9 protein-coding genes are annotated in these 10,832 nt (G+C 65.9%); 1 reads left to right on the forward strand and 8 read right to left on the reverse strand.

Annotation, left to right across the window (positions count from 1 at the left end; genetic code table 11):
* Positions 1-111 precede the first annotated feature (111 nt).
* The 4 genes from NQJ30_RS18620 to tkt all read right to left on the reverse strand — a co-directional run bounded on the left by NQJ30_RS18620 (position 112) and on the right by tkt (position 4,726).
* A complete protein-coding gene (locus tag NQJ30_RS18620) occupies positions 112-585 on the reverse strand; it encodes a ribose-5-phosphate isomerase (protein ID WP_255771772.1) in 474 nt (157 codons plus the stop codon).
* A 10-nt stretch (positions 586-595) separates the two neighbouring features.
* A complete protein-coding gene (rpe, locus tag NQJ30_RS18625; RefSeq protein WP_255771784.1) occupies positions 596-1,312 on the reverse strand; it encodes a ribulose-phosphate 3-epimerase in 717 nt (238 codons plus the stop codon).
* 33 nt (positions 1,313-1,345) lie between these two features.
* On the reverse strand, positions 1,346-2,467 hold the full coding sequence (tal, locus tag NQJ30_RS18630) for a transaldolase (protein WP_255771796.1): 1,122 nt from the start codon (positions 2,465-2,467) through the stop codon (positions 1,346-1,348).
* Between the two features lie 105 nt (positions 2,468-2,572).
* The gene (gene tkt, locus NQJ30_RS18635) at positions 2,573-4,726 is read right to left on the reverse strand and encodes a transketolase (RefSeq protein ID WP_255771798.1); all 2,154 of its coding nucleotides are present in this window, start codon (positions 4,724-4,726) and stop codon (positions 2,573-2,575) included.
* A 201-nt stretch (positions 4,727-4,927) separates the two neighbouring features.
* Here tkt and NQJ30_RS18640 point away from each other — a divergent pair, with 201 nt between their 5' ends.
* Positions 4,928-6,193: a helix-turn-helix transcriptional regulator gene (locus NQJ30_RS18640; protein ID WP_255771800.1), complete on the forward strand. Its 1,266-nt coding sequence runs from the start codon at positions 4,928-4,930 to the stop codon at positions 6,191-6,193.
* A gap of 114 nt (positions 6,194-6,307) precedes the next feature.
* On the opposite strand, the gene NQJ30_RS18645 is transcribed toward NQJ30_RS18640, so the two are convergent.
* The 4 genes from NQJ30_RS18645 to NQJ30_RS18660 form a co-directional block, all read right to left on the reverse strand.
* Positions 6,308-8,662 carry an FdhF/YdeP family oxidoreductase gene (locus NQJ30_RS18645; RefSeq protein ID WP_255771807.1) on the reverse strand — a complete coding sequence of 785 codons (2,355 nt, stop codon included), beginning with the start codon at positions 8,660-8,662 and terminating at the stop codon, positions 6,308-6,310.
* A 108-nt stretch (positions 8,663-8,770) separates the two neighbouring features.
* On the reverse strand, positions 8,771-9,391 hold the full coding sequence (locus NQJ30_RS18650) for an MBL fold metallo-hydrolase (protein ID WP_255771808.1): 621 nt from the start codon (positions 9,389-9,391) through the stop codon (positions 8,771-8,773).
* Positions 9,388-10,494, reverse strand: a complete 1,107-nt coding sequence (locus NQJ30_RS18655) for an S-(hydroxymethyl)mycothiol dehydrogenase (protein WP_255771809.1) — start codon at positions 10,492-10,494, stop codon at positions 9,388-9,390. The genes NQJ30_RS18650 and NQJ30_RS18655 overlap by 4 nt, the downstream gene beginning before the upstream one ends.
* Positions 10,495-10,612: 118 nt before the next feature.
* Positions 10,613-10,832, reverse strand: a 220-nt coding sequence (locus NQJ30_RS18660; protein ID WP_255771810.1) for an OpcA/G6PD domain-containing protein, incomplete at its 5' end; no start/stop codon positions are given.

The raw sequence follows: 10,832 nt of genomic DNA on the forward strand, positions 1-10,832 counted from the left end.
GCTCCTCTGTAAATCTTGTTGTGGGCACTCCTGCAACAGGCAGGTGCCGGAAAGTCCCAAGGCCCCGCGCAGTCCTGAGAACGGATTGCGCGGGGCCTCGGTGAGGTGAAGCTACTCGTCCACCTCGCCGGTGGTTTCGTACGTGGCGATCTTGCCGATGCGGCGTTCATGGCGCTCGGCCTTGCTGAACGGTTCAGCGAGGAACGCCCGGATCAGTTCGGTGGCCTCCTCAACGGTATGCTGCCGTCCGCCCACTGCCACCACGTTGGCGTTGTTGTGTTCGCGGGCCAGTTTCGCGGTGTCCAGGTTCCAGGCCAAGGCGGCGCGGATGCCCTTGACCTTGTTCGCGGCGATTTGCTCACCGTTGCCGGAACCGCCCAGGACTATCCCGAGCGCGTCCACGCCTTCGGCCTGGTCGGCCGCGACGGCGGCGGCTGCGTTAATACAGAACGCCGGGTAGTCGTCCTCGGCGTCATAGACGGCCGGGCCGTGGTCCACCATGTCGTAGCCGCTGGCAGTCAGGGCAGTAATTAGGTGGGAGCTTAATTCCATCCCGGCGTGGTCGGTTGCGATGTGAACGCGCATGAGTAGTCCTTCAGGCTGGTTGGGGTGCGGTGTTGAGCTGGCGGGCCCGCGGGCCAAAGGCGAGCTGGCCGTTGGTGCGCAGTGACTCGATGGCATCCTCGGGTGAGGACTTGCCGTACACGGCGGAGCCGGCCACAAAAACGTTGGCACCTGCCTCCGCAGCGCGCGTGATGGTTTCTTCCGTGATTCCACCGTCCACCTGGATGGCGACGTTGACCCCTGAACCGTCAACCGCGGCACGTGCCCGGCGGATTTTCGGCAGCATGACGTCCAGGAACGCCTGGCCGCCAAAGCCCGGCTCTACTGTCATGATCAACAGCATGTCCAGTTCGGGGAGCATGTCCAGATACGGCTCCACCGGGGTGGCCGGGCGCAGCGCCATGCCCGCCTTGGCCCCGCGGGCCCGGAGCTCCCGGGCCAGTTTGATGGGGGCATCCGATGCCTCCACGTGGAACGTCACAGAGCTGAGGCCGGCGTCGGCGTACTGCGGTGCCCACCGGTCCACATTGGCGATCATCAGGTGGGCGTCCACCGGGACGGGGCTGACCTTCTGGATCCGTTCCACAACGGGCAGGCCGATGGTCAGGTTTGGCACAAAGTGGTTGTCCATGACATCCACGTGCACGGCATCGGCATTGCTGATCCGGGCGAGCTCGGCCTCGAGGTTGACGAAGTCGGCCGAGAGGATGCTGGGGTTGATGCAGCAGTTCAGGGGTGATGCGGACATGGGTCTGCCTTTCGGTAGCAGTCAGGGCTCGGGTCAGGACGCCTTCCGGGCGGTGGCGAGGGCGCCTTCGACGTCGGCCAGCAGTTCCTTCCAGCTGGCCACGAACTTGTCCAGGCCCTCGGATTCGAGGAGGGCAACCACGTCGTTGTAGGAAACGCCCAGCGCGTCTAGGGCGTACAGCACGGCCTTGGCCCGCGCGTAACCGGCCGTGATGGTGTCCCCGGTGACCACACCGTGGTCAAAGGTCGCATCCAGCGTCTTCTCCGGCATGGTGTTGACGACGTCGGCGGCAACGAGTTCGGTCACGTACAGCGTGTCGGGGTAGGCCGGGTCCTTGACGCCGGTGGAGGCCCACAGCGGACGCTGCGGGCGTGCACCGGCTTCGGCCAGGACTTCCCAGCGGTCGGTCGAGAAGAGCTGCTCGTACAGCTGGTAGGCCAGGCGTGCGTTGGCGACGCCGGCCTTGCCCTTGAGCTCCCTGGCTTCGTCGGTGCCGATGGCGTCGAGCCGCTTGTCGATCTCGGAGTCCACGCGGGAAACGAAGAACGAGGCCACCGAGTGGATCTTGGACAGGTCGTGGCCGTTTTCCTTCGCGAGTTCCAGGCCGGACTGGAAGGCGTTGATGACGGCGCGGTAGCGGTCCAGGGAGAAGATCAGGGTCACGTTGACGCTGATGCCTTCGCCCAGGGTGGCGGTGATCGCTTCCAGGCCTTCGAGGGTTGCCGGGATCTTGATGAGGACGTTGTCCTTGTCCACCTTCTTGTAGAGGTTCTTGGCCTCAGCGATGGTACCGGCTGTGTCCCAGGCCAGCCGGGGATCAACTTCGATGGACACGCGGCCGTCAACGCCGTTGGTGGCGGCGGCGATCGGGGCGAACAGGTCGCAGGCGTCGGCGACGTCGGTGGTGGTGATCTCGAAGATGGTCTCCTCGACGCCGGCGCCCTGCGCGGCCAGAGCGGCGATCTTTGCGTCGTAGTCCGAGCTGGACGTGATGGCAGCGTGGAAGATGGACGGGTTGGTGGTCACACCGACCACGTTCTTCTCTTCGATGAGCTTGCGCAGCGTGCCGGTCTCGAGGCGGCTGCGGGAGAGGTCATCAAGCCAGATGGATACTCCGGCGTCGGACAGCTGGGCGGTGGGGGTTGCGTTGGTCATGGTTCCTGCTTCTTCCTTCAAAAATGTGGGCTGGTGATGGTTCGCGGCCGGCGCCGCGGGACGCCCCCCAACGAGGTCGCCCCGCGGCGCCGGCCGCAGCAGAGGTTAGTTGCGGGCGGCGGCCAGGGAGTCCTTGGCTGCTGCGGCAACTGCCTCCGCGGTGATGCCGAACTCCTGGAAGAGGCGCTTGTAGTCAGCGGAAGCGCCGTAGTGTTCGAGGCTGATGGAACGGCCGGCGTCGCCAACGAATTCCTTCCAGCCCAGGGCCAGTCCGGCCTCGACGGAGACTCGGGCCTTGACGCCGGCGGGCAGCACGGACTCGCGGTAGGCCGCGTCCTGCTTGGTGAACCACTCGACGCACGGCATGGACACAACGCGGGCGGCGATGCCTTCGGCCTGCAGTGCTTCGCGGGCCTGCACGGCCAGCTGCACCTCGGAGCCGGTGGCGATCAGCAGCACGTCGGCCGGCACGGTTGCGCCGTCCTTGGAGGCTTCGGCCAGCACGTAACCGCCCTTGGCCACACCCGCCGGGGACGCAAAGGTGTCACCCTGTGCCGCACCGTTGCCGCGGGCAAAGGTGGGGACGTTCTGGCGGGTCAGGACGATGCCTGCCGGGTTGGAGTGGTTCTCCAGCATGGTCTTCCACGCGATGCCCACCTCGTTGGCGTCGCCCGGACGGACCACGTCCAAGCCCACAATGGCACGGAGGGTGGAGAGCTGTTCCACCGGCTGGTGAGTCGGGCCGTCCTCGCCCAGGCCGATGGAGTCGTGGGACCACACGTAGATGGACGGGACACCCATCAAGGCCGAGAGGCGGATGGCCGGGCGCTGGTAGTCGCTGAAGATCAGGAACGTACCGGAGAACGCGCGGGTCCGGCCGTGCAGCGAGATGCCGTTCACGATCGAGGCGGCAGCGTGCTCACGGATGCCGAAGTGCAGGACGCGGCCGTAGGGGTTGCCCTTCCACGCATCTGTGGAGCGGGATACCGGGATGAACGACGCTGAGCCTTCGATGGTGGTGTTGTTGGACTCGGCGAGGTCGGCCGAACCGCCCCACAGTTCCGGCATGACCGGGCCCAGCGCGTTCAGGACCTTGCCGGATGCGGCGCGGGTGGAGACGTCCTTGCCGGCCTCGAACACCGGCAGGGCGGCGTCGATTCCGGCGGGAAGCTCCTTGGCTTCGATCCGCTCCAGCAGGGCGGCGCCCTCCGGGTTGGCCTGCTGCCACGCCTCGAATGCTGAATCCCATTCGCTGCGGGCTGCGGCACCGCGGCCGACGACGGCACGGGCGTGGGCGAGCACGTCTTGGTCCACTTCGAACGACTTTTCCGGATCGAAGCCGAGCACGGACTTTAGGCCCGCAACCTCGTCGGCGCCGAGGGCGGAGCCGTGGATCTTGCCGGTGTTCTGCTTCTTCGGGGCCGGGTAGCCGATGATGGTGCGCAGCGAGATGATGGACGGCTTGGAGGTTTCAGCCTTCGCCGCGAGCAGGGCCGAGTACAACTCCTGGACGTCTTCGACGTATTCGCCCGTCTCGGTCCAGTCCACGCGCTGGGTGTGCCAGCCGTAGGCCTCGTAGCGCTTGAGGACGTCCTCGGTGAAGGAGATGTCGGTGTCGTCCTCGATGGAGATGTGGTTCTCGTCGTAGACCACCACGAGGTTGCCCAGTTCCTGGTGGCCGGCCAGCGAGGAAGCCTCGGAGGTCACGCCTTCCTGGATGTCGCCGTCGGACGCGATCACCCAGATGGTGTGGTCGAACGGCGACGTGCCCTCGGCGGCGTCGGCGTCGAACAGGCCGCGCATCCGGCGCTGCGAGTAGGCGAAGCCCACGGAGGAGGCCAGGCCCTGGCCCAGTGGGCCGGTGGTGATTTCCACGCCCTTGGTGTGCTTGTACTCGGGGTGGCCGGGGGTCAGCGAATCCCAGGTGCGGAGCGCCTTGAGGTCGTCCAGTTCCAGGCCGTAGCCGGAGAGGAACAGCTGGATGTAGAGGGTCAGCGAGGAGTGGCCGGGGGACAGGATGAAGCGGTCGCGGCCGATCCAGTCGGGGTCGCGGGGGTCATGGCGCATGAGCTTCTGGAAGAGGAGGTAGGCGGCCGGGGCCAGGCTCATGGCCGTGCCGGGGTGGCCATTGCCCACCTTTTCGACGGCGTCCGCGGCCAGGACCCGGGCGGTGTCCACCGCGCGGTCGTCTGCGGGTGTCCAGTTGAGGGTTGCTGCGGTTGCAGCGCCGGGGAGCGTTACATTTGTTGTCGGGTTCACGGTTTGTCCTTTTGGATCTGGTCGGCCTGGAGCGGCCGGACGGATGCTTTCTGGTTGATATCCATGATTGCGAACCAAATGGGCAGGGGTAACACTGTTTTCTGACGGTTCTTACTACCCTTTTGGGTTGGAAGCTTGTTTCCGCCCGGGTAGGCTGTCCGGATGGGCACCGTCGCCCATCAGCCCGTGAAGGAATCCACCATGCCTTTTCCAGACCTGCCGTGGCCGCTGTTGCAGAGCGTGGCGGCATTGGCCGATGCTCCCCTTGCCCAGATCGCCGAGCGCCTGCGTGAAGCAACACTCCCCTACATGGCAAGCAGCGCCCTGGTCATCTTCACCGAAGACTGCACCGGCCGGCCGCAGAAGAAGGCGGGCGATGAGGACATCATCTCCCGCGTCTCCATCACCGAGCTCGACGCCCTCCGGGCCACCCTTAAGGATGAGGGACCCTGGTTCGGGGAGGCCGAGCTCGCCGGCCAGATCCGCCCCGCGCTTGCCCTGAAGCACGCGTCCAGCAACGCGCTCCTCGTCCTCACCGATCCCCCCGCTGGCCCGGAACGCAGTGAGGGGCTGGAACTGGTGACGTATCTGTGGCGCCTGACTGCGCGGCGGATCCGCGAGAAGGTGGCTGATGCGCCGCCGTCGTACCTGCTCGAATCCCGGGCGGCATCCGCGGAACGTCTCCGCGTGACGGCGGAACTGACCGACCTGCACTCCACCACCCTGGAGACCCTCCTCGCAGCGCTGCGTTCGTCCTCCCTGGACGATGCGGCGGCCCGCGCCACCGTCACCGACCTCACGGCCAAGGCTTTGATCGGGCTCCGGACCCTCAGCGACCGCACCACGGATCTGGTGAAGGAACCGGTCGCGAAGGCCTTCGAACGCCTGCGGGAAGACCTGCGGCCGCTCACGCGCTACAGCGGCATCGAGATCGAGTTCATCGAGCCGCCGCTGAACGGAAGGGCCCTGCCCGGTGAAGTTGCCCACGCGGCCCGGGCCATCGTCCGCGGACTGGTGCTGACCATGACCGAACAGCCGGATGTCAGCAGGGTCCGGACGCAGTGGGACTGCGACGGCGAAAACCTGCTGATCAACGTCCGTGACGACGGCCGGGGTGCGCTCAAGGCCGACGCGCCGAGCATCGCCCGCCTGGACCGCCGGGTCCAGGCGCTCACCGGAACACTGCGGATCGACGTCATGCCAGGCTGGGGTGCAGACGTTTTCGTCACCCTTCCCCTGGACCTGCAGACGAAGCCGGCCGGGGATGTGGCGGGCTGGGATCTTGCTGCCCGGGAGCTCGAGGTGCTCGAACACCTGGTGGCCGGTCACCGCAACCGGACCATCGCCTCAACGCTGGGAATCAGCGAGAATACGGTCAAGTTCCACGTGCGGAACCTGTTTAAAAAGCTCGACGTCGGCTCCCGCACCGAGGCGATCGCGCTGGCTCACAGCCACGGACTCCGGTGACGCGCAAGTGACGGCGCAGGCCCGCTGACCGGCGGACACGCAACGGCCCCGCCTCCCGTGAATCGGTTGATTCGGAGGCGGGGCCGTTGCGCTGCCTAAGACTGTGCCGCCGGGTCAGCCGGCCGTGGCAGCCGCCAGTGATACGGACTCCCCGGCAGCCTCCGGTTCGGCTGCGTGCGGCACAAACCGGACGAACATTGCCTTGAAGCCGGGGGTGTTCGATTCCCTCGCCACGTTTTCCTTGTGGACCAGGGCGTTGGCTTCGGGGAAGTACGCGGCGGCGCAGCCCTTCGCCGTCGGGTAGGCCACCAGGCGGAACTTGTCCGCCTGCCGGTCGTTGCCACGGAAGGTGCTGACCACGTCCACCAGGTCCCGGTCCTTGAAACCGAGCTCCGCCAGGTCTTCAGGGTGCACCAGGATCACACGCCGGCCGCCCGAGATGCCACGGTAGCGGTCGTCCAGGCCGTAGAAGGTGGTGTTGTACTGGTCGTGGCTGCGGATGGTCTGGAGCACCAGGTGCCCCTCCGGCGGGGTCAGGTATTCCAGCGGGCTGACCGTGAAGCGGCCGCGGCCGATGTCCGTCTTGAAGGAGCGGGTATCGCGGGGCGGGTTGGGCAGCACAAAGCCGTTCTTGGTCCGGACCCTGGCGTTGAAGTCCTCAAACCCGGGCAGGACACGGGAGATATGGTCACGGACCACGTCGTAGTCCTCAGCCATGGCCTTCCAGTCCACTGAGTGGTCCGGCCCGAACGTCGCTTCCGCCATCCGGGCCACAATAACCGGTTCGGCGAGCAGGTGCTCAGAGACCGGCTGCAGCCTGCCCTGGGTGGAGTGGACCACGGACATGGAGTCCTCCACGGACAGGAACTGGGCGCCCTTGGGGTGCTTGTCGTCTTTGTCGGTCCGGCCCAGAGTAGGCAGGATCAGGGACGTGCGGCCGTGCACCACGTGGGACCGGTTGGGCTTCGTGGAAATGTGCACGGTCAGGCCGATCCGCTGCATGCCCGCTTCCAGTGTCTCCGTGTCCGAGCAGGCGAGCGAGAAGTTGCCGCCCATGGACACAAAAACGTCCACCTCGTCACGCTCAAAAGCCTCCATGGCTTCCACGGCGTCATGGCCGTGATGCCGCGGGGACTGGATCCCGAACTCGGCGTCCAGTGCGTCGAGGAGCCATTCCTTCGGCTTTTCCCAGATACCCATGGTCCGGTCACCCTGGACGTTCGAGTGGCCGCGGACCGGGCAGGCGCCGGCGCCGGGCTTGCCGAAGTTGCCCTGCAGGAGCAGGACGTTGACCATTTCCTTGATGGTGTCCACCGAGTGCGGCTGCTGCGTCACGCCCAGGGCCCAGCAGAAGATGGTGGCCCTGGATTTGATGAGCATCCCGGCCACGGTTTCGATCTGCTCACGGGGCAGGCCGGTGGCCTTTTCCGTTTCGGCCCAGTCGAGTTCCTTGCGGGCCTCAGTGTAGGCGTCGAACCCGTCGGTTTGCGCGTCAATAAAGGAACGGTCGACGACGGTGCCCGGGTTGCGGTCCTCCTCCGCCAGGAGCAGGTGTCCCAGTGCCTGGAAGAGTGCCAGGTCTCCGCCCACCTTGATCTGCAGGTACTCGTCGGCCAGCGGCGTGCCGCCGCCCACCACGCCGGAAACGGTCTGCGGGTCCTTGAAGTTGAACAGGCCGGCCTCGGGGAGCGGGTTCACGGCCACCACCTTGCCGCCCTTGTCCTTGCACTCCTTCAACGCTGAAAGCATCCGGGGGTGGTTGGTGCCGGGGTTCTGCCCCACCACAAAGATGAGCTCGGAATCGTGGATGTCCTCCAGGGACACGGTGCCCTTGCCAATGCCGATGGTCGGGTTCAGCGCGGAGCCGGAGGACTCGTGGCACATGTTGGAGCAGTCCGGCAGGTTGTTGGTGCCCAGGGCGCGGGCGAACAGCTGGTACATAAACGCGGTCTCGTTGGCCGTCCGCCCGGAGGTGTAGAACACGCAGCGGTCCGGCGTGGACGCGCGGATGTGTTCGCCGATCAGGTCGAAGGCCTCGGCCCAGGAGATCGGGGAATAGTGGGACTCCCCTTCGCGGATCACCACGGGCTCGCTCAGCCGGCCCTGGTTGCCCAGCCAGTACTCCGTTTTTTCGGCGAGTTCGGCGATGGAGTGCTTGGCCCAGAATTCGGCCCCCACCGTGCGGAGGGTGTTCTCCTCGGCCACGGCCTTGGCCCCGTTCTCGCAGAACTCGGCCGCCTTGCGTTTGGTGGCCGATTCCGGCCAGGCGCAACCGGGGCAGTCAAACCCGCCCTGCTGGTTCAGGCGCAGCAGGGACTGCGCGGTCCGGGTAACGCCTGCCTGGGCCACGGCGCGTTCGAGGGCCACCATCACGGCCTTGACCCCGGCCGCTTCCTTTTTCGGCTTGTGAACCTCGAGGTTGTCCTCGTTGATGTCCGCGACGGGGGCGGGCTGCTTACCGAACTTCATTGTTCCAACTTCCTTTGCGGCTCACGCCGTTCCTGTTCACAACGCCCGTTGAGGCACGCCAGCTGTCCTGGCGTGCCTCAACGGGTTCCTGCTCTTCACGATCCTGCGTTATTGGGAAACCTTAGCCAGCGTTTCCCGTTCGGCACCAATAGTGGTGTTATCACCGTGGCCGGTGCGGACCACGGTCTCTGCCGGGAGGGTGAGCAGCCGCTCCCGGATGGACGTCAGGATGGTGGGGTAGTCGCTATAGGAGCGTCCTGTGGCTCCCGGTCCACCGTTAAAGAGGGTGTCGCCGGTGAAGACAGTTCCCTCGCTCTCGAGGTAGAAGCAGGTGGAGCCCGGGGAATGGCCCGGCGTGTGGATGGCGAGCAGCGCGGTGCCGCCCACCTCGAACACGTCGCCGTCGCCGTGGTACCGGTCGGGGTCCGCGTCCGGGTAAACCTGCTTCCAGAGGACCAGGTCCTCCGGGTTCAGGATGATCGGGGCGCCGACGGCGGCCGCAACCTCCCGCGCCGCGCCGATGTGGTCATTGTGCGCGTGGGTCAGCAGGATGGCCAGGACCCTCCGGCCGCGGACCTGGTTGATGATCGCTGCCGCATCGTGCGGGGAGTCGATGATGACGCACTCATCGTCGTTGCCGACGATCCAGACGTTGTTGTCCACGTCCCAGGTGCCGCCGTCGAGCGAAAAAGTACCTGAGGTGACCAGGTTTTCGATGGTGATTGTCATGAGGACTCCTTCTGGGTCTTGAGTTCAACAACCGAGCGCAGGACCTTGCCCTCGTGCATCCTGACGAAGGCTTCCTCCACCTGGTCGATGGTGATCCGCTCGGTGACGAAGGCATCCAGGTCCAGGTTGCCCTGCTTGTAATGCGCCACGAGCATGGGGAAATCACGGGCGGGCAGGCAGTCGCCGTACCAGGAGGACTTCAGCGACCCGCCCCGGCCAAAGACATCCAGCAGCGGCAGCTCAAGCTTCATGTCCGGCGTCGGGACACCCACCAGCACCACGCGGCCGGCGAGGTCGCGGGCGTAGAACGCCTGCTTGTACGTTTCGGGGCGTCCGACGGCGTCAATCACCACGTCAGCGCCGTTGCCTTCCGTGAGGGCCCGGATGGCTTCGATGGGGTCTTCCTTGCTTGAATTTACCCCGTGGGTCGCGCCAAGTGACTTGGCCATCTCCACCTTATTGCTGTCGATATCCACCGCAATGATGGTGGTGGCACCGGCAAGCTTTGCTCCGGCGATCGCGGCGATGCCGACGCCGCCGCAACCGATGACGGCCACGGATTCGCCGCGCTTGACCTCGCCCGTGTTGATGGCGGCACCGATGCCGGCCATCACACCGCAGCCGAGCAGCCCCACAGCGGCGGGGTCGACGTCGTCGTCAATCTTGGTGCACTGTCCGGCGGCAACGAGGGTCTTCTCCGCGAAGGCGCCGATGCCCAGCGCGGGAGAGAGTTCCGTTCCATCCTCGAGGGTCATCTTCTGCGTCGCGTTGTGCGTGTTAACGCAATACTGCGGCTGGCCCTTGGCGCAGGCACGGCACTCCCCGCAGACAGCGCGCCAGTTCAGGATCACCCGGTCACCGGGCGCCACCTGCGTGACACCGGGGCCCACCGCGCTGACCACGCCCGTGGCCTCATGGCCCAGCAGGTACGGGAAATCGTCGCCGATGCCGCCCTGCTTGTAGTGCAGGTCGGTGTGGCAGACGCCGCAGGTGAGAATGTCCACCAGGGCCTCCCCCGGTCCCGGATCCGGGACCAGAATGGTCTCCAGCGAAACCGGGGCGTTTTTCTCCCTGGCGATGACGGCCTGTACTTTGTGGACCATTATTCTTGTGTTCCTTTCCTGGATCCGTCCGGATCCGGTGAATCGGCACCAAGTGCCAATCTAACTGACGCGTTGGGGTTCCACGTCAATATTGAGCGATCGCGCTTATGCAGTCCCTTTAAACCGTGATCAGTGACTGCCGGTCCTTGTGGCGTTCAGGCTCGCCGCTGCAGGTGAAGGTCATGGGGCTTTCATGGACGGTGGTGGGGAGGTTGGTGATGGTTTCTCCGAAGACCTCGTCGGGGTCGAGGCGGCGGAGTTCTTCGGCGAGGCAGTCTTTGAGGCTGCGGCGGGGCAAGGAGATGCGTTGCGCCGGCTGGCCTGGTTGGGTCAGTTCC

The organism is Pseudarthrobacter sulfonivorans, from assembly GCF_024391045.1.
GTDB classification, from domain to species: Bacteria; Actinomycetota; Actinomycetes; order Actinomycetales; family Micrococcaceae; genus Arthrobacter; species Arthrobacter sulfonivorans_B.

Coding starts and splice junctions, on each gene's coding strand:
- NQJ30_RS18620 (WP_255771772.1), bottom strand. CDS start 585: ATGCGCGTTCACATCGCAACCGACCACGCCGGGATGGAATTAAGCTCC.
- rpe (WP_255771784.1), bottom strand. CDS start 1,312: ATGTCCGCATCACCCCTGAACTGCTGCATCAACCCCAGCATCCTCTCG.
- tal (WP_255771796.1), bottom strand. CDS start 2,467: ATGACCAACGCAACCCCCACCGCCCAGCTGTCCGACGCCGGAGTATCC.
- NQJ30_RS18640 (WP_255771800.1), top strand. CDS start 4,928: ATGCCTTTTCCAGACCTGCCGTGGCCGCTGTTGCAGAGCGTGGCGGCA.
- NQJ30_RS18645 (WP_255771807.1), bottom strand. CDS start 8,662: ATGAAGTTCGGTAAGCAGCCCGCCCCCGTCGCGGACATCAACGAGGAC.
- NQJ30_RS18650 (WP_255771808.1), bottom strand. CDS start 9,391: ATGACAATCACCATCGAAAACCTGGTCACCTCAGGTACTTTTTCGCTC.
- NQJ30_RS18655 (WP_255771809.1), bottom strand. CDS start 10,494: ATGGTCCACAAAGTACAGGCCGTCATCGCCAGGGAGAAAAACGCCCCG.